Source organism: Trabulsiella guamensis ATCC 49490 (assembly GCF_000734965.1).
Taxonomy (GTDB): domain Bacteria; phylum Pseudomonadota; class Gammaproteobacteria; order Enterobacterales; family Enterobacteriaceae; genus Trabulsiella; species Trabulsiella guamensis.
Genome location: NZ_JMTB01000128.1, coordinates 40,606 through 63,639, shown reverse-complemented (window position 1 = coordinate 63,639; position 23,034 = coordinate 40,606). Strand labels below are relative to the sequence as shown.

Below are 23,034 nucleotides of genomic sequence, written 5' to 3'. Positions count from 1 at the left end.
TGATGAAAAAACGAGACTGGCTGATGGCGTTGTTGCTGTTACTGCCCGCAAGCCAGGCGCTGGCGACCGTATGCTACAACGAAAACGGTGTGCCAACAGACGTCTTTTATGACCTGACCGACACGTTTAACAGCAGCAACAATCAGCCCGGGCAGATAGTGACGCTGAGCGATAAATCCGGCTGGGTGGGGGTGAAAGCGGTCTGTCCGAGAGGCACGTCGGGGAATACCACTCTGCGCAGTTACGTCACTGAACTTCCGGTACAGAGTGTGGAAGGTGGGTTTAAGTACCTTAAGCTGAACGAATATCTCAATGGCGCAATGCAAATTACCGACAGCTTCGCCGGCGTGTTCTTTCCACCGCAGAATTACATCCAGATGGGATCGCATCCGAATGTTTCCAGGAATCAGCCCTTTCCGGTGCAGGATTCAAAGCTGGTGTTTCGCCTGAAGGTCACGCGGCGGTTTATCAATATGGTGGTAATCCCGCGCCAGACCATGTTTCGTGTCTACGTCACCACCACGCAGGGTGATCCGCTGACGACAGCGGTTTATACCATCAGCTACAGCGGGACGATCGAAGTGCCACAAAGTTGCGCCATCAATGCCGGGAACGTGGTGGAGTTTGATTTTGGCAATATCGGCGCCTCGCTGTTCAGTCAGGCGGGGGCGGGAAACCGTCCGCAGGGAATTGCTGTGCAGCAGAAAACGGTCGCCATCAAGTGTACCAACGTTGAAGCGCAGGCATACCTGAGCATGCGGATTGAAGCCGAACAGGCGCAGGGCAACACGATGATCTCGGACAACCCGGAGTTGGGATTTATCGTAGCCGATGGTTCCGGCAACCCGCTGACACCCAATAATCTCACCAGCAAAATACCTTTTCGGCTGGATGACAGCGCCCGGGCGCAGGTATCAATTCGGGCCTGGCCGGTGAGCGTGACGGGAAACAAACCCGCTGAAGGGCCGTTTACGGCAAGGGGATATCTGCGTGTTGACTATGATTAACGGGCGCAGGCTCGCGGGCCTGATGCTGGCCTGCTCACTGACCGTTCAGGCGCAGTCGCCGCTTGGCGAAATCAACATAGAACTGCGGGGCAACGTCGTGGCTTTCACCTGCATTGCAGAGGCAGGAGACAGCAACAAAACCGTGCAACTGGGACGCTGGCCGACGAAACAACTCTCGCTGGCGGGGAATACCACTCAGGAAGTCCCGTTTACCCTGAAGCTGACGGGCTGCCCCCCAGGTGCTGCATCTATTACCTTTTCCGGCATCCCGGATACTCAGGACAATAGTCTGTTAGGGCTTAATGGCGGTAGCCAGGCCAGCAATGTGGCGGTAGAGATCCGTGACAAAGATCGTACCCGGCTGCCGCTGGAACAGGCCAGTCAGGAGGTGGTGGTGGATGCGTTGGGGAATGCGACGCTGCAGTTTTACGCTAATTACATCGCGACAGCGAACGATCCTCAGCCAGGGATAGCGGACGCGGATGCGACCTTTATGATTAATTACAATTGAAGAAAATACTGAACTCCCGAATTACGTTTATGCTCGGGAGTTCGTGTTAATTACAATAATTCGTGAGCTTTCGCATAGTCAATCAATTCAACAATGGTATGCACACCCAGTTTGCTGAATATATTTGATTTATGAGCACTGATTGTTTTATTGCTCAATAATAGTTGATCAGCAATCTCTTTATTTGTCAGGCCATTGGCCAGATATCGTAGTACCGTCACTTCACGATTTGATAATGGCAGTTCAGGAAGATCACCTCGCCGTGAATGGTTGATCATTGTCAGTGATGCTGAGGGGAAAAAAGAATATCCCGCCAGCAGCATTTCCACTGCTTTATAAATGTCGTTTTGATCCTTTCGTTTGCTGACAAACCCGTTCGCACCTGCCCGTACCGCTCGCCCGGCATAGAAGGATTCAGACTTTGAGGACAAAAACAATACTTTGGTTCTGTCATTTATCTCCTTGATTCGCTTGAGAAGAGCAAAACCATCCGTGCCGGGTAATTCGATATCGAGAATAACCATGTCAGTATGATTATTACGAAGATAATCGAGTAATTCCCGACTATCATCCGTTTTCATCACCACCCTGATATCTTTATTTTTATGCAACAATACTTCGATAGACATTCTGACGATGGGCTGTTCGTCCATAATTATTACGGAAGCCGGTTTCATTTTCTATTCCTCAGATTGTTAGAACAGTCGTGCCGAATCCTTTTCGGATCCACCGCAAGCGGGAAGGATAAAATCAAAAAATCCTGATACTGGAGTATGTTTCCATGGAAAGTGCAACAGCGTCCTTGTATTCGTAGCGATAATGTATTTGAAGGCGGATTATTTATTCTGCAAAAGAGCAAATAAGCACGATGTTATATTATTATTTCTCATCCTGACATCGCTGATTATACCGTGTAACTTTTCCTGGAAAAGCCTGTGAAACCGCCAAAAATCCTTAGCAATTAGGATGTTCTGACGACCGGTAACAATATTTTCTGTTTTAGTTCAACTGACTATAAAATGTCTATGTAGTAAAATTAATTATCGAAATAATAATTAAAAACGACATTAATGACTGGTTGTTGATCTATTGTTAAATTAGTTTCTGAATGTTTGTCATCGTAGCAGAAGTTAAATTTTTGGCTGGATTAAGAATTTATCGCAGTTATTTCGATATTTACTGTGGTTTGTTGGTGATCTCGCGAATGTCGACGATTACCACAGGATCGTCTGTCTGCGTCGTTTTTACTTGCCAATAACAAGGGGTTGTCGATATTTTCATCGAATATCCATTCTGAAATGGTGATGGGGAAGAGAATAAGTAGCAATATAAACCAGCGGTTTTTGTTATTTCGGTTATAAATTCTGATTAGAGGTGTTTTTTAGGAATAGTTGTAAACGTTTTTCAAATGTTATGAATTAACCATATTTTAACAAAAAATTAAGTAATTTCTTAAGCGTGCGGAATTATTAGCGGATTAATCCGAATCAGAAATACGGACAGTTTTCACTCGCTTATGCGCTGTAGCAAGCGAATGAATTGTTGCCGTTTCTTTATTTTCAGCAGTGCCAGAATGCGTGCGAGGCGATAAATAATGCGGTGGTATGGGCGTTGTTGCTGAGCGGCGATATTCCGCAACGTCAGACCCTGGGCCATCAGGCGAATAATTTCCCACTCCTGGCTGATAAACCGATCCCTGGGGTTATTAAATATCACGCGCGGAAACGCCAGCGCCCGTTGTATACCACTTAACGTGAAGCGACGGTCGATAATGCGGCACAGGCAGCTCGCCTCAATAAATCGTACAATTTCGGGATCATCTGTTTCAGTCAGCAGGTCAAACGCCAGACCAGGTTTTTGTCGGCTGATGAGATGTAATTGATGCAGAACGTCGAACACAGGAAGGGTGCAGCCATTGAGATCAATAATTACGCGGGCGGAATCCGACCTCTGTCGGGCGTGCATTGCTTCCCTAAGGCAGGGGAAAATGGCGCTGCTGGTCAGCGGCGGCGGACTGTGACGAATGCCGTTCGCGAGATAATTATCATGCGTCACCAGGATAAGCCTCTCTGTCAGTGACGCAGCCCGGATGACGACGGGTTGCGTCACTAAATCAACCCGATCAACCAGCGCATAATGCGGTAATGGTAAGCGTGACCCGCACATCAGGTTCACATTGCGACGACGTCTGTCCCTGCGTAACACCACGCGCATAAATTCCCTCTCACGTCGTAAGCCTGCTGAGAATATCAGAAGGTCTCAGGCGAACCAGATACTCTTATCTATCGGTAACGAACTGAAATCATTGCAGGCTTTTGAGGCGGTATTGCCGAGTCACTATTGTTACGAAGCGAGGATCGCGTAAAAACCAGGCGATGCTTAAAACCCCCTGAGATATTTCGCAGTTACGGGTGAGGGAAGGGTGAAATGTAATGTTAAATATATGTTGTTTTGATCACAAAAAATAAACAAGTAAAGCGTTTTATGCGCAATTCTCAAAAATGTAGATATTTTTAGATTATGGCTACGAAATAAACAACGCCATCGCAGTCTGACCTTCTACCGAGAGGATTGATTCTGATGAATGCACTTACTGCCCTTAAACAGAGCCCGTCCGACCTTTCCCGTCCCTTTACGGGTTTTGCCGTTACCCCCTCCCCTCAGTCGCCACGACTTCTGGAACTTACCTTTACGCTGGAGGTAACCCGGCAATTCTTGCAGGAGGTAGCGCAGTGGCCAGTGCAGGCACTGGAGTACAAATCTTTCCTGCGTTTTCGGGTAGCTCAAATCCTCGACGACCTGTGCGGTAATCAGTTGCGTCCGCTACTGTTTAAGACACTGCTGTCACGCAGTGAAGGGGCGTTGCTGGTAGCGGCACCCGGGCTGGATAACGTGGCCCAGGCAGACGAAATGGTCAAACTGTCGACCGCCGTCGCGCACCTGGTAGGACGCTCCAATTTTGATGCGATGAGTGGCCAGTACTACGCCCGGTTTGTCGTTAAAAATGTCGATAATTCTGACAGTTATTTGCGCCAGCCGCATCGCGTTATGGAGTTGCATAACGACGGAACCTACGTCGAAGAACCCACCGATTATGTGCTGATGATGAAAATCGACGAGCAGAATATGCAGGGGGGAAATTCGCTACTGCTCCACCTTGATGACTGGGAACATCTGGATCGCTTCTTCAGCCATCCACTGGCACGCCGTCCGATGCGCTGGGCCGCGCCGCCAAGCAAAAACGTCAGTAAGGATATCTGGCACCCGGTGTTTGACGTCGATGTGCAGGGGCGTCCGGTGATGCGTTACATCGACCAGTTTGTGCAGCCTAAAGATCTGGAAGAGGGAACCTGGCTGAGCGCGCTCTCGGATGCGCTGGAAACCAGTAAGCAGATCCTTTCCGTGCCGGTGCCGGTCGGCCAGTTCCTGCTGATCAACAATCTCTTCTGGCTGCACGGGCGCGATCGTTTCACACCACACCCGGATCTGCGCCGTGAATTGATGCGCCAGCGTGGTTATTTCTGCGATCCGGCAACGCCGTAACCCCTCACTGGCGAAGGAATTCCCTGGATGTATGATTTTGTGATTATCGGCGGCGGCATCATTGGGATGTCGACCGCCATGCAACTGGCGGGCGTCTATCCTGACGCCCGGATTGCGTTACTGGAGAAAGAGTCTGCCGCCGCGCAGCACCAGACCGGGCACAACAGCGGGGTGATCCACGCCGGTGTCTATTACACCCCCGGTACGCTGAAAGCGCAGTTTTGTCTCGCCGGAAACCGGGCGACAAAAGCCTTTTGCGAGCAAAACGATATTCGCTTCGAAACCTGCGGAAAAATGCTGGTCGCCACTTCGCCGCTGGAAATGGAGCGCATGCGGGCGCTGTGGGATCGCACTGCCGAAAACCAACTGGAACGCTATTGGCTGAGTGCGGAAGAACTGCGTGAGCGTGAACCGAACATCCGGGGGCTGGGCGGTATTTTTGTTCCCTCCAGTGGGATCGTCAGCTATCGCGACGTCACGGAGGCGATGGCAAAACGGTTTCGCGACAGCGGCGGTGAGATTGTTTACGGCGCAGAGGTCATCGCGCTGAAAGAACATGCGACCGGTGTGGTGGTAAGAACGAAGCAGGGGCAGGAGTTTGAAGCCTCGACGCTCATCACCTGCGCCGGACTGATGGCCGACAGGCTGGTTAGCATGTTGGGAATTGATCCGGGTTTTATTATCTGCCCGTTCCGCGGGGAATATTTCCGCCTCGCTCCGCAGCATAATCAGATCGTCAACCATCTTATTTATCCGATTCCCGACCCGGCGATGCCGTTTCTCGGCGTGCACTTGACGCGCATGATTGACGGCAGCGTGACGGTCGGCCCCAACGCTGTGCTGGCCTTCAAGCGCGAAGGGTATCGTAAGCGCGACATTTCGCTGCACGACACACTGGAAATTCTGCGCTCACCAGGGATTCGCCGCGTGCTGAACGGCAACCTGCGTGCCGGGCTACACGAAATGAAGAATTCGCTGTGTAAAAGCGGTTATCTGCGGCTGGTGCAAAAGTACTGCCCCAGCCTGCGTGCCGACGATTTACAGCCCTGGCCCGCGGGCGTCAGAGCACAGGCGGTTTCACCGGATGGCAAGCTCATCGACGATTTTCTGTTCGTCACCACACCACGCTCGATTCATACCTGTAACGCACCGTCGCCGGCCGCGACGTCGGCCATTCCTATCGGCGCGCACATTGTCAGTAAAGTGCAGCGTCTGCTCGACAGCCAGCAAACCACGACTATCGGGAGAAAAAAACATGGGACAATCGTCTGAATCACATACGCTTGGCGGCGGGCTAAAGTCGCGTCATGTTACGATGCTTTCCATCGCCGGGGTGATCGGCGCCAGCTTATTTGTCGGATCCGGCGTGGCGATTGCCGAAGCAGGACCTGCTGTGTTACTGGCTTACCTGTTTGCTGGTCTGCTGGTGGTGCTGATCATGCGCATGCTCGCTGAAATGGCGGTCGCCTCACCCGATACCGGGTCGTTTTCGACCTATGCCGAACGCTCGATTGGCCGTTGGGCCGGTTACACCATCGGTTGGCTCTACTGGTGGTTCTGGGTGCTGGTGATCCCACTGGAAGCTAACATCGCCGCAACCATTCTGCATGGCTGGATCCCCGCGGTGCCGATCTGGCTCTTTTCGCTGGCGATCACCCTAGCATTAACCGGCAGTAATTTGCTGAGCGTTAAAAATTACGGTGAGTTTGAGTTCTGGCTGGCGCTGTGCAAAGTGATTGCCATTCTGGCGTTCATCGCCATTGGCGCGGTGGCGATCAGCGGTTTCTGGCCGTCGACGGAAGTCAGCGGTATCTCGCGACTGTGGAACTACGGCGGTTTTATGCCCAACGGCTTCGGCGCTGTGCTGAGCGCCATGTTGATCACCATGTTCTCGTTTATGGGCGCGGAGATTGTCACTATCGCGGCGGCGGAATCTGATACGCCGGACAAACACATCGTGCGGGCGACCAATTCGGTCATCTGGCGGATTTCCATTTTCTATCTTTGTTCGATTTTTGTGGTGGTGGCGCTGATCCCGTGGAACTCACCTGGGCTTCGCAGCGTGGGCTCATACCGTTCAGTGCTGGAACTGCTACAGATCCCATACGCCAGAGTGATTATGGATGGTGTGATTTTGCTGTCGGTAACCAGTTGCCTTAATTCAGCGCTGTACACCGCATCGCGTATGCTTTATTCCCTGAGCCGTCGTGGTGATGCGCCCGCCGTGATGGGTGCCACCAATCGCAGCAAAACGCCGTATGTGGCGGTATTGCTGTCAACCGGCGCGGCTTTTGTCACGGTAGTCGTCAATTACTATGCGCCGGCGAAGGTATTTAAGTTCCTCATCGACAGTTCGGGCGCGATTGCTCTGCTGGTTTATCTGGTGATTGCGGTTTCGCAACTGCGGATGCGCAAAATTCTGCTGGCTGAAGGGGGCGACATTAAACTACGCATGTGGCTTTATCCGTGGCTGACCTGGCTTGTCATCACGTTTATTACGATGGTGCTGGTGGTGATGCTGTTCCGTCCGGCGCAGCGCATTGAAGTTATCTCTACCGCGTTGTTAGGGCTGGGGATTATCTGCACGGTGCCGGTTATGTCTCGCTGGAAAAATCGGGTATTGTGGCAAAAATCACCACTACAGAATCTGCGTTAAACGTGACGCCCTGCAGGAGCTTTTGCTATGACAGCCTCGATCCATTCAACCGCGTTTGACGGTTACCGGCGGCTTAAGAACGACATTATTCGCGGCGTCTGGCAACCGGAAGAGAAACTGCGAATGAGCCTGCTGACGTCTCGTTACGAACTGGGCGTCGGGCCGCTGCGGGAGGCGTTATCGCAACTGGTGGCCGAGCGACTGGTTACAGTAGTGAATCAAAAAGGCTATCGCGTGGCGCCGATGTCAGAAACGGAGCTACTCGATATCTTCGATGCGCGCGCCAGTATGGAGGCGATGCTGGTGGGGCTGGCAATTGCGCGGGGAGGGGACGCATGGGAAGCGGAAATTCTGGCGCGGGCGCACATGCTGAATAAACTCTCCGCCAGCAAAGCGAGCGAAGGGATGCTTGAGGAGTGGGACCAGCGGCATCAGGCGTTCCACACGGCGATTGTGAATGGCTGCGGCTCGCAGTATCTGTTGCAGATGCGCGAGCGGCTGTTTGACCTTGCTGCGCGCTACCGGTTTATCTGGCTGCGCGAAACGGTGTTATCGGTCGAGATGCTGGAAGACAAACACGACCAGCATCAGGAACTGGTCGAAGCGATACTGGCGCGCGACGCCAGTCTTGCCAGCGAACGGATGCGCCAGCACTTGCTGACGCCCATTCCCATTATCCAGCAAGCGATGGCGCAGAGGCGTCAGCAGAGTGCAGTATGATTCCGGTTAGCAAATAAGCAATAGCGCAGTAGAAACGCCGGGTTGGGGGAAAAGCCATTGACTCAGCAGGCGTTGACCGTATAATTCCAGGCGTTTCACACCGCGAAGTTTCTGACTTCTCAGTGCGCCCTTAGCTCAGCTGGATAGAGCAACGGCCTTCTAAGCCGTAGGTCACAGGTTCGAATCCTGTAGGGCGTGCCATTTCCTTGTCAACTCTATTATTCCCCAGTCAAGCGGTTTCAGTTTGCCTTCAGAAAATCCCCGACGGTTTGCATACAGCGTTGCCGCTCTTCGATATTGGGCATATGGCTGGAGTTCTCAAAAATGACCCACTGCGCGCCGGTTATCTTGTCCATAAAAGGCTGCACAACTTCCGGGTTGCCTCGTCGTAACGTCCGGAAATGAGCAGGGTTGGCACCGCAATTTTCCCGAGCCGGTCAACAATGCTCCAGTTTTTCAACGAGCCAATAATGTTAAATTCCGAGGGACCGTTCATGGCCAGATACACACCAGGGTTGGACTCCAGCGCTGCAAAGGTACGCAAGAGTTCTTCTGGCCAGGGATCAAGGCGGCAAACATGGCGCTGATAAAAAACCATACTTGCCGCTTTGTATTCCTCACTGTCGAGCGTTCCCGCTTTTTCATGTTCCAGCAACGTGGCCTGCACTTCCGCTGGCAGCTCAGCGCGGAGTCTGGCGGCAGCCTCCATCCACAGCGCCATGGACGCCGGAGTGTCGGCGAGGATGAGCGCTTTCAGGCCTGATGGCTGCGTGACGGCATGTTCCGCCGCCAGCATTCCGCCCCAGGACTGACCGAGCAACGCGTAATCGTCCTCAATTCCCAGCGTCAGAAGCAGGTTAGTCAGCTCGTCAAGAAAAAGGGATGGTTGCCAGAATGAGGGATCGACATCTGGCAGATGGGTTGAACGTCCGTTTCCCAGTTGATCGTAATGGATAACGGCGCGTCCGGTTTCGGTAATATCTTTAAACGCATCAACATAATCATGAGTACAGCCCGGGCCGCCATGAGCCACTACCAGCGGCGTCTGCCCGTTATGCAGATCGCCGCAGATGCGAAACCAGGTCTGATAGCCCTGAAAGGGTGCAAAGCCTTCGCGAATGGTGTACATGGGACGTTTTCCTTTGAAGTGAACCAACTCTCAGGGTAGAACGTCCAGGGCCGCGTTGAATACTAGTAAAAATGCTAGTTCTTAACTGTCGAGCAGGCGGTAGTGCATCGCGCGTACCACAGCCTGTACGCGATTCGTCGCGCCGAGTTTTTTCGCCGCCGTGTTCAGATGCAGCGTGATCGTTGCGACCGATCGATGCAGTTTACGGGCGATTTGTTTTGCCGTCAGCCCTTCGGCGGACCACGCCAGACATTCGCGCTCGCGGTTGCGTAGTCGGATGTGGTGACAGGTACGCATTGAGGCGTCAAACAGTGGAAAAGCTGTCTCCTGAAAGTGATGTGCAAGAAACATCATCCGGGCGAGAGTATCATTGATACCAGGAGGCGGATGCTGGCTGGTTAAAATGCCTGTCAGGGTAACAAATCCGCCATTCGGTAGATGCAACGGTACGGTTGCGCCACTGGACATATTGTTCTCGCACATGTAGCGGCTGACTTCACGCGCGTTATTGTCCAGCATATGGCGCAGCACGCTGCTTGCCGGGTGTTGATATGACCAGACAAAAGGCGCGCAGCTCTGCAATGCGTAATGTTGCACCGGGTCGGCCTGATAATAGCCGCGCTCGCACCATAACTGGTGCATATCGTCCGGCGCATTACGCATTTCCAGTAGCGAAGGGGTAATCAGTTCCCCCTCAGGCGAACGCGGAACCGGCGTATAGTGGTAAATCACTGCATCAAAACCCAATGATTGCGTCCGGGCAAACAGCCTGGTGAACGCCTCTTTAAGCCTGGTGGAATCCGTGTTTCCAGGGCGCTTGATCTCAACTTTCATGCTTATCCCCTCACGTTGAACGGTGCCACGCCACGGGCATGGTTTGTGCAAACTCATACTGAATTATGCAATTTTGGTGCCGCTCAGGGCGCCGGTAAAAACGCGTACTTTTGCTGATTACCCGGCTCCCATTGATAACGTTAGCGTAATTGAATTCTTCCGAACAAAAACCGATAACGGGGGGATGATGTTGCACTTTGTGGGGGGGCGCATAGCGCAGCCGTCATCGAAATAAGCAACTGGCGCGGAACGAGTGGGGTATAGCGGTCAGAGTGATGATAAAGACGGTAAGACCGTGACCGGGTAAGCGAATCTTTAGTGGTCACAACTCTGAATACAGAGCTGCAACGACTCACCAATGTCAGAACAACGGAAATTCTCTGTATACATTCCGCTGACCAGCTACCCGCGATTACAAACGTCCGGTCAGAAAATTACTACAAGTTTTATTCTTGATATCCCAGAATTTTGGTTTAGACATTAAATCTAATTCCTGAGGGGGTATGTCAGGTAGTCTATCTAAGAATTCTTTTGCTGTATTGTCAGGAATGATTACTATTGACGTATCGTTAATATAATAAATTTTTTTGGTTCTGGTATGAATGAACGTGATGAGATATAACTTCTATTATCGCTATAGCTAATTGTTCTTAAAGCATATGTTCTATTAGGCCTTATGGTATATCTTTTTAATTCAACTGACTCGTTACGTGTAAACGTATCGAGAGTTGTTAATTGCTCTGAATTTTCTTTTTCATAACAATTATCTTTATTGTTGAATGTATAGGTGACGAGAGAATGCTCACTTTTGTTGTTAGTGTGCAGGTATATTGTTGAAGCATCCGCTCCAGTATAGTTTTCTAGATCAGGTGTAAAAGTTCCTGATGTGGGACATCCCGTAATAGAAAATGCTATAATAGGTAAGAAAAGAGTTTTTAGATAAATTAACTTCATTAATTCAATCCTTATTTAAATCAGTTTTAAAGTCTACTCTTTTTGATGCCTGGATACAATTGAGTCGTTGTAGGACAAATTGAATTTTTTGCTACATCTAGGCTAAGGTCATCGAAAATATAACGAGAACAGCGGCATCCACTGGTTCTTTGTCGTTTCCGCATCCTTGCGGTTCAGGGGATCGCGTTTCTGCTATTCTTCCGACGTCAGTTCCTTTTTTTATTAAGATACATCTGGAGACTTATCTCTGAATTAATGAGATAGTTATTCTCAACATAGTTTGTGACTACTTAAGTTTTTCTCTCAATCCTTCATAGATATCAAGTGCTTTCATCACATTAGCCTCATCCATCGATATTTCAGAGAAATCTATAAACCAACCGCCAGAATGATGTTTATTGACGACAAATAATTTTTTATTGTGAACGAAGCGATATTCAACATCGTAGTCTTTTTGAAAATATGACACTGTGTCTGGAATAGTGAACTTTGTCATCTGCTCTGAATTCTTTGGATCCCATTTTAAAAAGCCAGTATAAAGATTAATCCAGCTTTCAAGATTGCTTTTTGTAACATAGCCAAAATGACTGACGACATTACCTCCATTATAGATAACAATCACTGCATAATCGCCGTCATCGTCGAGGCGTAACGTCCCATGAAAAGCATTATTGTATTCAGGATTTTTTGGTAGTTGAATATTCACACCAGTCCAATACTGAGTCCAAGGGTAGTAGAAAGCAGGCTTGCCAGGTCTAGAGCATCCTACTAATACTAACAAAAATATAACTACCAATATTCTTTTCATATCCTTTCCCCAAAATATAATGTTAAATAGTTACGCCGCTGTCATCATTACCGGCAGACAAGCCCGGGATTTAGTTAATTATCTATAAAATTCTCTTGGTTAAAAGGTTCTGTCCAAACGCATTTCGAATTCTATAGTTTCAATCTCAAAAAGAACAATGTTTATTAAACTCACCATAAATACCCACCATAAGGTATTTTTTATGTTTGAAGGAGAGCTCCCAATAGTTTGTTTTTTATTAATATTACGCAGAAGCGAACGAAGTTTAATCATCGCAAAAAAACACTCTAGATCCCAGATCAAGTAGCTGAGTTTCTTTTCTACGTTTAGGCTCTACGTCACCCTGGTCTTATTCACAGCATCTAATAAATCTTCGAGTTCTTTCCCGTAATCATTTGGCTCAAAACTTTCAGTGATGCCATTCAGCATAAATTCATTAGATATTAAGTTGCAAAGTTCCTCAATCTCATCTGTTGTAAGCATTCCAACAATAGCTTTTGCAGCAAGGGCTCGCTTAGAAGCACCTCCACAACTACATAAACTAGTAATCAAATTTTGCTGACGAAAATTTAGAATCTCATTCATTTTGCTGTTCCCGATGATGATTTAGCCCAACCTGTAACTACCTTTCTATCCTGGTTTACAACAATGGCGGCATCCTTCCCTGTATATCTAAAGGTTGGTCCGTATTTTGATGGAACATATTCTATTTTCAATGGGTTTGACCGGGCATTATCGATTGCACTTTTGCTTACACCTATACCATCCTTGCCCGCTATTTGCTCCAAAGCATATTGAGAATAACTAGTTATCCTGGTGGGAGACCTGGCCCCAGCAGCCTGCTCAGCAGCAAGTTATTAATTGAGCTTTCTGCCTGTGCACTGCCACTACCCGGTTTTGCTGAAGATCCGGAAGGTTTCGCTCCTGGTATTAATCCATCATCCGCTGCTTTACCAGCGTCGATCCCGGCAATACCACCTGCAATATACATCGCCCCAAGCTGATAGCTCACCGCTGATTTGGTTGCATCCTCGCTCATCCCACTACGAACATATGCGGCCACCATGCCATTATAGAGTGCCTGGATCTGCTTCGCCTCGTCACTGGTGCCATTAAGTAACTGTTGTATCTGCTGGTAACCCGTCTGCGTTTCTTTTTGGTTCTGATAACCCAGACTCTGGTAGGTTGCCTGTTTCTCCATCGCATCCAGCCGTGGTTTCGACATCCTTACGGTTTAATTGATCGCGATCCTGCTGTTCCGCTGGTGTCAGATTCTGTTTGTTATTCAGGTAGGTCTGACGACTCTTGTCCGGACTATTGATGTAATTGTTCTCAGCAACAACTCTCTCTAACATGGATTGTGGTGACGAAAACAATTTTTCCCTGTGCTTTCCGTCAGTTACCACCGTTTTTGCCTTCTACATTTCCGGAGTGGCAACTTTTTGCCCGACGCGCCTTTTTCACCTGGACAAGCTGCCGCACGGCGAAGAGCCCACAGGGTAAATAGCCTGATTCTCCGGATCTGACACAACACAGCGTATTTCATCCATTCAGAGCTGTTTACATCTATTTTTGCCAAATCTTGGCCATTCCACTGCTGTACGTAGGCTTTGGCTTCATCACTGGTCATTACTTCTGCGCCAATGTTACCCAGCCAGGGCGCTGTGTCATATCATATCCGCCCCCCGCAACTTCCTTATCCCAGCCAACAGCTGTTAAAGGATCGTCCTTCAGCCATTCATCAACGGTGGCACTCTGCTCATCACTGACTTTCTTCCATTTATCAATAACAGCCTGACAGTCACCACCGGATTTTCGGCAGTCCGACAACTCCTTGTCAAAAGTCAGTGCCTGAGTGCTGCTAAGATAGTTATTCTCAACGACTATTTCTTCCTATGACGCTCATGCAACTTATTTTTCAACCATACTGCTGTACCTAATATTATTCCAGCAATGCTCCCTTTTTTTAATGCAATATGTAATGCCTCCTCCCAAGAAAAAAGGAATGATCCATCATTAAAGTAGAAAATTGTTGATACTCCTAGCTGGCATATGAAAAGAACAACAGAGATTAAAGTCGTACAGTACACAACCAAGAAAAGAAGCCAAGGGATGCTAACCTTTCGGAACAGATTCATTGCTTCTTCTCCCGCTTGTCTAACTCATCTTTTACAGCTTTTCCTGTAAGTTCAGATGCAGTAGAACCTGTAACGGCACTAATAACATCCTTTGTTACTTGATCGGTTACCGGAGACAATGAATCAACAACTTTTCCCCCTAAACTACCAGCTACGCTACCAAAGCCAGTACTTATCACAGAGTTAGTCGGATCTTCCCCTTTAATAGCACTACCAATCGCAGCACCACTCATATTGATGGCCGCTGATGTCTGCCAACTTTTACCTGTTGTAGCTGCCGACGTTATTCCAGCCATAATGGCATCAACATAGCTGAATGGTTCATTTCCACTGAGCTGAACACCAGTATTTACTGCTGTACCTATCGCAGCATTGAGAGCCATACCATTTCTTATTGTGGTACCAAGGACACTGCTACCAAATAACAATGCCGGGTCTCCAATGCTGGCGTTAGATTTATGGTAACTCCAAGTATTCATGATAGTCTGTGCTTTTTGTTGTGCTTCAGTCTGTGGTGCTGATTTCAGATAATCCTGCCCAAGGAACATTCCGGCAATTAATTCTTTTGTTACCGCTTCACCATATTGTGCCTGCATCTCAGAAGCATAGATTTTCAGATAACTCACTAACTCAACACGGTCTGCGCTACTCATTGAGGTTGGATCTTGGCGGAATTTGGCAACCAGTGCATCACTGCGTGCATCCGCATTCTCTAGCTGCAAAAACTCCTTGGCTGTTTGTAGGGATTTATCACCTTTAAGTATTTTTTCTGCCAGCTCATCTCGTTTTGTTGATGATGAGCTACTCAGAAAATTGTTGTCCACCGAATTTTCCCCCGCCTGAGCCCCAGTCAATGCACCGGCTGTACTGTTGCCAGCAATACCCCCTGCAAGACCAGACGCTACGGTGCTGAGCGCCACAATCAGCTGTTTCTGTTCTTCGCTCAGCTTATCTTTCGGGATATTTGGGAAGAGCTGGTGCGCAATCAGTTCTCCGGTTACCGCTCCCGCTGCACCTGCGGCGGCACTGCCACCGTTCAACTGAGCGGTGACTGCACCCAGGATGGCATGAGCAACGGCTTTTGCTGCCTCATTATTGTCAATCCCCATGCCATGACCGATAAGGTATGCCAGCTCCGGTGCTGATGCCCCGGCCAACGCCCCGGCGATATTTCCGCCCGCCAGCCCCTGAAGCGCTGCGGTCGCTGCCTGAATACCACGCTGCAAATCACTACCGGTACCATAATCCTGCATGGCAGTCCGGCCTGCCTGGTCTGCAATTTGCTCTTGCGTCGGGTTGCTGTTACCTTCCTTCAGCAGCTTGTCTTTCGCCGCCGCCAGCGCTGCAGGATCTTTCATTGCTTTCGCTTTAGCAATCTCCCCCTGCGTCCTCGCAATGTCCATGGCCTGACTGCCAATCTCTCCAATCAGTTGAATTTCCTGCAGGCGGTTCTGTTCTTTCTCCTTATCAAATATCGGGCTGATGCTGCCGTTGGCATGTTCCGTGTCGCGGCTCAGGTCAGCCACATCCTGTTTCTGGCTGTCCTTGTCACGGATGATGATGGTGCCGTCGCTTACTGCTGCCTGTGTGGTACCTTCTGCATGACCGCTGTTACCACCTCCAGCCAGCAGGGTGTTTGCCATGTTTCCGGCGAGCTGCTTGTCGATACCGCTACCCGTACTGAAGCCAGCCCCCTGGTGCTCGGTTTTGTAGTCGGCTTTGTTGTGAATGTCGCTGAAACCCAGTGTGTCGGTATCCAGCCGGTTTTTATCTGCCGGACCGGTGGAGGCTATCACGCCGCCATCCAGTTGGGTGTGGTTACCCACTGTCACATCAAAACCACCGTCCCCGGCGAAGAGACCCGTCTGCTCCTGCACCGAATCATAATCGCTCTTCATTTTGTCACGGCTGGCACTGATGCTGGCTGAGAAGGTACCAGCACCAAAGGTGTAGCCCACGCCACCACTAATACTGCTCTGCTTGCTGTCGTAGTGATCGCTGTCCTGGGTACTGGTGATGGTTAAATCGCGACCAACATCAGCCGTAATCTGATTACCACTGACCTGCGCACCCGCAAGAGTGGTATCCCTGTCACTGTTGATAGTGACCTGATGACCGGCATCTACCGTGGTTTCGTTCTGCCAGGTGCCGTTTCCTTTCTCATGACCTTTACTACTGTTGGCATTAGCCGACACGCTGATCCCCATACCGCCAGAGCCAGCGCCAATACCGGCACCAATGCTGCCGCCGCTACTGCTGTTTTTGCCGGTGGTTTTTTGTGTATCCTGCGAGGCAATCAGATTCACGTCCCGCGCAGCATCCAGCGTGATATCTTTACCGGCCTTCACTTCACTGCCCGCGATGGTGATATCTGTGTCTGTGGCGGCAATCGTGACGTTGTTGCCAGCGTTCAGTCGGCTGCCCGTCGTCGAATCCTGCTCCATATGAGAGGTCGATTTTGACGACTGTGTTCCCAAAGACGCACTGATACCGATGGTATTGTTGTTAGATTTATCACCGCCGCCTTTTGCCTGATCCAGTGCGACTGCCTGTCCGGCCTGCACGCCTGAGAGTACGGCTTTAGTCCCCTGTAAAGCAGCCAGCCGGGAGTCGCTGCTATTCTTCGCGCTCTGGGTCGCCGAGACGACGTTGTTTACCGCACTGCCAGCCATACCTGACAACGCCACCGTCAGACCGCTGGTTTTTTGCTCAAACCGTTCGTCGCGGGTGCGTTTGTCGTGCCCCGGTTCGATCAACACATTGCCGCCAGTGACAGCAAGATCCTTTTGAGCGATGACGTCAGCGCCGCCAAAATACGCCTGGCTGCCCGCAGAAATCGCCACGCTACCGCCCGTCGAGCCCACGGTGCTGAAGCTCTGACTCTGTGTGGTACCTTTCTCCCGAAGATTATGCGTGGTCTTACTGCTGCCGATGCTAAACCCGATGCCGCCAGTACCCATCAGACCTGATTTTTTCGTTTCCTTAAAGCGCCAGGTGGTATTGGTGTTAGTGGCAGCGATGATGTCCACATTGTTACCGCCATTCAACGCCACATCGCCATCGCCCGCGACAGCAGAGCCTTTGACCAGCAGATTATTTCCTGCGCTGACCGTCACCTTATCGCCCGAAAGCAATGAACCGATCTCACGGGTAGCACTGTCTTCTTCAATGGTGTGAGTTGTTTTTTTGCTGAGAAAACCGCCGCTTTTCTTCTTCTCTTCTTTGTAGTGATAATCACTTTCGGTGGCGGTGGTCAGCGTAACGTCACGTCCGGCGCTGAGTGCAATATCACCGGTAGTGGTCACGGATGAGGCTTCTGATGAGATATCCCGTCCGGCAACAATGGTGGTGTCGCCACCGCTGGCGATTTCCGTTCCCTGCTGACGTACCGACTCATTAATTACGGTTTTCTTACTACTACGACTGCTGTTGCCTTTTGTTGTAGCTTCTGCCTGGAGATTGACGTCACGGCCTGCCTGCATCGAGACATCGCTTTCTGCGGCAATGCCAGCGGCTTCACTGGTGATGTCTCGTCCGGCAGCCAGCGTCAGGTCATCACCGGCAGAAACCGTCGTACGTACTACGCCAGTGGCGTGGCTTTCATTTTTGCCGTTGCGGTGATTTTCACGATGAGTTCCGGCGTTGAGATTAAGATCGTTGCCAGCAGCGAGCCGGGCGCTGTCGTCCGCGCTGACGTTGCTTGCCGCCACGCTCAGGTCGTTGCCCGCCTGCATAGCGAGACTGCCACCCGCGGTAATATTGCTGCCCTGATGGCTCACCGAGCTATTGTTGATATCGCCTTTGCCTCTGAACCTGGTGCGACTCTCGTTCTTTGCGATCTCATTAGCAGTAACGTTGATATTGCCTTCCGCCGCCATGGTGAGGGCGCCGCCAGCAGCGACGTTAGCGCCAGTGACGTTGATATCTTTCCCGGCGGAAAGATCGAGGGAATCCTTCGCGCTGATAGAGGCCGTCGGGCCGACGTCTGTCCCTGAAACATGGACATTACCGAGACGCCCCTTCGCATTAATATCCCACAGATCTGTCTTGGTGACATTGCTGATGCTGCCAGTCACGCTTTCCAGTTGCACGGCTTTGCCGCTGATCACTGAGCTGATGTTATTGATGTCACCCAGCGCGCTCAATGCAAGGTTCCCGCCTGCATTCAACAACCCTGAGTTCAGGTTGCTGAGGCTATTGCTGCTGTCGATAGCTAATGCGTTCTGCGCAGTAATGGTGCTGCCATCGTTGATGACAGTACCGCCAGCCAGTTGAACGTTGTTACCGCTGATCACGCTGCCGTTCTGCACGGCAACGTCTTTCGGTGACAAATACACTTTCGGAATCATCACCGTCTGGCCGTTGATGGTCGCGGATTCCCACCACAGGATGCTCTGATCGAGCGCGGCGATCTGCGCGGCCGTCAGCGCGACGCCAAACTGCAGGCCAAGTGCGTCCTGCGCGGCCGCAGCGTTATCCATCAGGTAGCGCATCTGATCCAGATCGGATCCAATACCGTTGATGTAGCGACTGCCGGTCTGGTTGAGGATGTAATTACTGACGTAGCGGGTATCAAATGCCGCATCACCGAGGAAACGATAGTCGTTGTCCGGGTTGAGGCCGAGATGGTCGAGAAAATACGACGATCCCAGGAACTGGTTCTGATCGGTAAACGCACTGTTCGTTTCACGTGGTGCGTCGCCAGGTTGCATGCCCAGCAGCGCATAAAGGTCGCCATACAGGCTGGGGTCGAGCTGACCGAGTCCGTCGAGTTTCGGGTTAACAGTAATAAGATAAGGGCTGTCCGGATCGGTGGACGTTACAAAATAGCCGTTATTGCCCGAGGGGAGGGGATAAGCGCTGGTACCTGAATTATCCAGCGGATCGCCACCAGCCAGGTTTTGTAATGCATCATTGACTTCATCGCGCCATTTGGGGGAGTTGACGGCGACAGTGTCCGCGTCCGTGAGCGATTGTGTGTGTTCCACATCACTAACGACTTGCGTGCTGAGAGTGTTCAGCGAAGGAGCATTGATGGTATTGCTGATTTGTCCGGCATTTGCTGTCGTAGTGGTATTGCTGATGTTACTGGTGAAATTGGCGTTAACATTGCCACCCGCCTGAATAACAGAACGATAAAGCGTTGACGGCGATTTCTCGGAGACTTCTTTTAGTCCGGACTGAAGAGTGTAGGTGAAATTAAGATACTCAACATCGCTACCATACGTATGCGCAATGCTTTTAATGGTGCTATCAGTGAGGCCAAATCTCAAATCCTGTTCGCAAGCGTAAGTATATGTGCATGTATAATTATAAACACCGTAATAGCTGGTTTTACTGGTTTCAGCAGAATAGTTATTGAATGTCTGACCGGATAAACTGATGTTCCGCGATGCAAGGATATTACTGGCTTTATTATCAAGTGCATCCGCTGCAATCGTAACGTCACGCCCGGCAGCGATACGTGCAGCACCTCCGTTTGCGGTCGCTACCACGGTTTTTTCTTTAACCAATACCTGCTGTTTATCGTTCTCGGACAGAACAAACTGTACGTTCGTAGAACAATGCTCATTCGCTGCACCTCTACATTCTAAATACAGGTAGTAACCAAGCTTCTCGATGGGTACATCCATTATATTAACCACAAGCGTACTTTTCGGAGCTACTGGGTTAGTGTATTCAGATTCCACCACCGACAACCCATCACGCTCATTCAGCAAATGCCCTGTCGCTATCGTAATATCTCCCTGTGTGGTCTCGATATTACCGGAACGGTTAACTACTTCTGTATTCGTCGCGCCCGCTGCATTCTTCTGCATCCACAGGCTATTTCCTGCCAGAATATTGCCGTAGATGTTATGCAGCTTGTCAGCAAAAAGGGAGAGATCGTTACCGGCATAAATCAACGCGGTGTTCAGCAGCGTTCCGGCAGCGTTCATCGTCAGGTTGCCTGCAGCACCGAGAAAACCATTCACCGTGATATCGCCACGGCTGGTCATCTGCACATCACCATTAGCCGAAAGCGTTCCCGTTTCACCAAGCAAAATGCTCTGCGCATTGAACGTGCTGTTGGCCGTGCCGGTAGCCAGTTGACCATTATTGGTTAATGCGCCGCCAGCGCTGAACATCAGACCGTTGCCTTGCATGATGCCGTTACTGGCGATGGCTCCCTGCGATGTCACGGAGAGCAGATTGCCCGCCGCCAGCGTACCGCTATGGGTGAGGGCGCTAACCAGTTTCAGGGTGGTATCACCGAGTGCGACGACCTGACCGGCACTGTTGAGGGTGTTGCTGTCGAGCAACAGATTTCCGGCACTGAACAGTTTACCGCCTGTCTGGTTGTTGACGGTATCGCCCTTCACGGTGAGAGCAGTGGTGCCAAGCACGGTGCCGCTGTTGGTGAACGTATCCGTCATTACCTGCAGATTTTCGCCCTGCAGCGTGCCTTTGTTGGTCAGCGTCGCGGTGGACATATTGAGGGCGTTCTGGCTCAACAACACGCCATCTTCGGTGTTGTTCATATCGCCATTGCTATGCAGGGTGAGGGAGTCTGCTTGCATGCGTCCGCTGTTGTTGAGGTTGAGCGCACTGAGTGTCATCTCGCCATTCGAAATGAGCTTACTGCCTGTCGAGTTGGTGAGGTGGTCTGTGAGGTTTGCTGTCAGCGTCTCTGCTGCCTGAATCACACCGCTGTTATCCAGCGATTGCGCGTCAATCAGTACCCGCTTTCCTTGCCACTGCCCCTGGTTATTGATGGCTTTCGTGGTGACGTCCAGATCTCCGGCGGTCAGAAGGGTACCCGTGGCACGGTTATTCAGCGTAGTACCCGAGAGGTTTAACGCCCCGGTAGAAAGCAGTTTGCCCAGGTTGTCGGTGCTCTCCGCCTTCAGCGTGGTGCTGCCCTGGCTCATGATATCGCCAGTATTGATAAGTGTGCCGGTATTTGCGAAGAGATCGCCGGTCGCCAGCAGGCTGCCGCTGTGGTTCCAGTCCGTGCCGGTCAGCGTGACGTTTTCACCCTGTAAGGTACCTGCCGTGGTGAGCTGCCCGGCGGTGATATTCAGCGCACCCGCGCTGTACAGTGTTCCGGCCTGCTGGTTGTCGAGTTGTTGGGTATTTAGCAACAGCGTCGAATCCCCCAGCAACAGGCCGCTGTTGATCAGCGTTTGCGATTGTGCATCCAGCGTGGTGGCGACCATCACCCCCTGGTTAATCAGTGCCGGAGCACTGACGTTCAGCACCTCTGCACTGCTTTTACCGCTGTGGGCCAGGCGTTCGCTGGCGGTGATGTTTAACTGGTTTCTCGCCGCCTGAGTCCCGGCCAGTGTGGCCTGTTTAGCATTGATCGTCAGGTTGCGGCCCTGCATCTGCGAGGCGGTCGTGGTGGTGAGGTTCTGCCCCTGCACCGCGATATCGCCGGTTGCGTTTATCGCACCGTTCAGCGTCTGGCTGGCGGCATTCAGCGACAGGGCATTACCGGCGACCAGTTCACCGCTGTGGCTGAGCGTACCGGTGGTGACGCTCAGGTTCTGCCCGGCGGTCAGGCGACCCTGCGTCGCCACGCTGTCGCTGGCGTTCAGGGCGATGTGGCGGGCGGCATCGGACTGACTGTTACTGTCCTGAGTGAGGGTTTTCGCTTGCAGATTCGCATCCCGTCCGGCAGTCAGTTTTTCATTCTGCTGAGTGATGTTGCCGCTGGCGGTCAGGCTGAGGTCGTTGTCGCTGTTAAGCGTTCCGTTGCCGAGGGCAATATCGCTCTGGCTGCTGACAGTCAGGTTGCCGCCTGCTTTATGGTCGCCGGTGAGTGTAATGCTCTGGCCTTTTGCGCTGATGGCGCCCATGGCGAGGCTGTTGTTGACGGTCAGTCTGCCGTTCGCATCCAGCGTAATGTCGCCACTACGGGCATTCAGGTTACCGAGGTTCACCCCGACGCCGCTTTCGCTGGAGACCAGGTGGATGCGGTTGGCGTACATCCCGCCGAGGGCACCGGTATCAATAGCGACTTTCGGCACCTCGCCTTCACCTTCCAGTGCGCTGACACGACCGTCCGCCGTCACCTGGTTGGCACCGGTGATAACCGTCAGGTCTTTCGCATGCAGCGCAGCGTTAATGTCCGTGGCGCGTGAGAGGATCGACACCGCATCGCTCTGGCTGCCGTCGAGCCCCTGGCCTTCAATGGTAATATTGCCTTGAGTGACATCAAACGACTGCAGATTACCGCTGGCATCGAGCACCGGTTTCCCGGTGGTCAGCGTCACATTTGGGGTATTGATAAATCCGCAGCCGTTACAGGTGATGCCGTACGGGTTGGCGACGATCACGTTCGCCGCTTTGCCCGCCACTTCGGTATAACCCTGCAACTGTGAACGGTTCGCGCCGATGACTTCGTTAATAATGCCTTTTGCTTCCTGCCCGGCTTTCAGGTTGGGGTTGCTCTGGATAATGCCGCCGAGTTGCGTCTGTGTGAGTTTGCCGGTGGCGTTATTGAGAATTAGCCCCTCTTTGCCGACATTGTAGTCGTTGTATTTGTTATGCGAGATGCCGGATTGATTCGGTGTGGCGATATTCACCACCGGCACGCCGTTGGCCGCTTTGTCCATCTGCGTGTTACTGGTGGGGGTGACGGTGGCCGCCACGGCAGGCAGCAGCGGTTGTGTTGCCAGCAGAGTACTTAACAGCCAGCTCAGGATGCGCTGAGAAAATCGGGTCTGATTGTTATTCATCGTTTTAGCCC

General features: G+C 51.3%; 13 protein-coding genes, 1 tRNA gene and 3 pseudogenes. 7 read left to right on the top strand and 10 right to left on the bottom strand.

Going from position 1 to position 23,034, the window contains the following annotated elements; all coding sequences use genetic code 11:
- Window positions 1-2: 2 nt before the first annotated feature.
- A complete protein-coding gene (gene fimH, locus GTGU_RS22830; protein WP_156964240.1) occupies window positions 3-1,007 on the top strand; it encodes a type 1 fimbria D-mannose specific adhesin FimH in 1,005 nt (334 codons plus the stop codon).
- Complete coding sequence (gene sfmF / locus GTGU_RS22825) at window positions 1,000-1,518, top strand: fimbria assembly protein (protein WP_038163116.1); 519 nt, start codon at window positions 1,000-1,002, stop codon at window positions 1,516-1,518. Before fimH ends, sfmF begins: the two co-directional genes overlap by 8 nt.
- A gap of 50 nt (window positions 1,519-1,568) precedes the next feature.
- Here the strand turns inward: sfmF and fimZ are convergent, their stop codons facing one another.
- Both fimZ and GTGU_RS22815 read right to left on the bottom strand, forming a co-directional pair.
- The gene (fimZ, locus tag GTGU_RS22820; RefSeq protein WP_038163115.1) at window positions 1,569-2,195 is read right to left on the bottom strand and encodes a fimbria biosynthesis transcriptional regulator FimZ; all 627 of its coding nucleotides are present in this window, start codon (window positions 2,193-2,195) and stop codon (window positions 1,569-1,571) included.
- 829 nt (window positions 2,196-3,024) lie between these two features.
- Window positions 3,025-3,732, bottom strand: coding sequence for a helix-turn-helix transcriptional regulator (locus tag GTGU_RS22815; RefSeq protein WP_038163112.1), 708 nt, complete (start codon window positions 3,730-3,732; stop codon window positions 3,025-3,027).
- A 366-nt stretch (window positions 3,733-4,098) separates the two neighbouring features.
- On the opposite strand from GTGU_RS22815, the gene glaH reads away from it, so the two are divergent.
- From glaH to GTGU_RS22790, 5 genes and pseudogenes are all read left to right on the top strand, one after another.
- Window positions 4,099-5,061, top strand: a complete 963-nt coding sequence (gene glaH / locus GTGU_RS22810) for a glutarate dioxygenase GlaH (RefSeq protein WP_038163109.1) — start codon at window positions 4,099-4,101, stop codon at window positions 5,059-5,061.
- Between the two features lie 27 nt (window positions 5,062-5,088).
- Window positions 5,089-6,288 (top strand): annotated as a pseudogene (lhgO, locus tag GTGU_RS22805) (L-2-hydroxyglutarate oxidase); the annotation flags it as partial.
- 28 nt (window positions 6,289-6,316) lie between these two features.
- Entirely contained in the window at window positions 6,317-7,717 is a 1,401-nt protein-coding gene (gene gabP / locus GTGU_RS22800) for a GABA permease (protein ID WP_038163102.1), read from the top strand.
- A 27-nt stretch (window positions 7,718-7,744) separates the two neighbouring features.
- A complete protein-coding gene (gene csiR / locus GTGU_RS22795; RefSeq protein WP_038163099.1) occupies window positions 7,745-8,437 on the top strand; it encodes a DNA-binding transcriptional regulator CsiR in 693 nt (230 codons plus the stop codon).
- A 124-nt stretch (window positions 8,438-8,561) separates the two neighbouring features.
- Window positions 8,562-8,638 (top strand) — tRNA-Arg (locus GTGU_RS22790).
- A gap of 38 nt (window positions 8,639-8,676) precedes the next feature.
- On the opposite strand, the pseudogene GTGU_RS22785 reads toward GTGU_RS22790, so the two are convergent.
- From GTGU_RS22785 to GTGU_RS22750, 8 genes and pseudogenes are all read right to left on the bottom strand, one after another.
- Window positions 8,677-9,566 (bottom strand): annotated as a pseudogene (locus GTGU_RS22785) (proline iminopeptidase-family hydrolase).
- 81 nt (window positions 9,567-9,647) lie between these two features.
- Window positions 9,648-10,400: a helix-turn-helix transcriptional regulator gene (locus tag GTGU_RS22780; protein WP_038163093.1), complete on the bottom strand. Its 753-nt coding sequence runs from the start codon at window positions 10,398-10,400 to the stop codon at window positions 9,648-9,650.
- 555 nt (window positions 10,401-10,955) lie between these two features.
- Complete coding sequence (locus tag GTGU_RS25935) at window positions 10,956-11,354, bottom strand: hypothetical protein (RefSeq protein WP_156964239.1); 399 nt, start codon at window positions 11,352-11,354, stop codon at window positions 10,956-10,958.
- A gap of 286 nt (window positions 11,355-11,640) precedes the next feature.
- The gene (locus tag GTGU_RS22775; protein ID WP_038163090.1) at window positions 11,641-12,162 is read right to left on the bottom strand and encodes a hypothetical protein; all 522 of its coding nucleotides are present in this window, start codon (window positions 12,160-12,162) and stop codon (window positions 11,641-11,643) included.
- A 333-nt stretch (window positions 12,163-12,495) separates the two neighbouring features.
- Window positions 12,496-12,747 (bottom strand): hypothetical protein, encoded by a 252-nt coding sequence (locus GTGU_RS22770; protein WP_038163087.1) that lies wholly within the window; start codon window positions 12,745-12,747, stop codon window positions 12,496-12,498.
- A 223-nt stretch (window positions 12,748-12,970) separates the two neighbouring features.
- On the bottom strand, window positions 12,971-13,387 hold the full coding sequence (locus tag GTGU_RS22765; RefSeq protein ID WP_051857432.1) for a hypothetical protein: 417 nt from the start codon (window positions 13,385-13,387) through the stop codon (window positions 12,971-12,973).
- A 283-nt stretch (window positions 13,388-13,670) separates the two neighbouring features.
- Window positions 13,671-14,043 (bottom strand): annotated as a pseudogene (locus tag GTGU_RS27115) (hypothetical protein); the annotation flags it as partial.
- Window positions 14,044-14,296: 253 nt separating this feature from the next.
- A complete protein-coding gene (locus GTGU_RS22750; RefSeq protein ID WP_038163081.1) occupies window positions 14,297-23,023 on the bottom strand; it encodes a hemagglutinin repeat-containing protein in 8,727 nt (2,908 codons plus the stop codon).
- Between the last annotated feature and the right edge of the window lie 11 nt (window positions 23,024-23,034).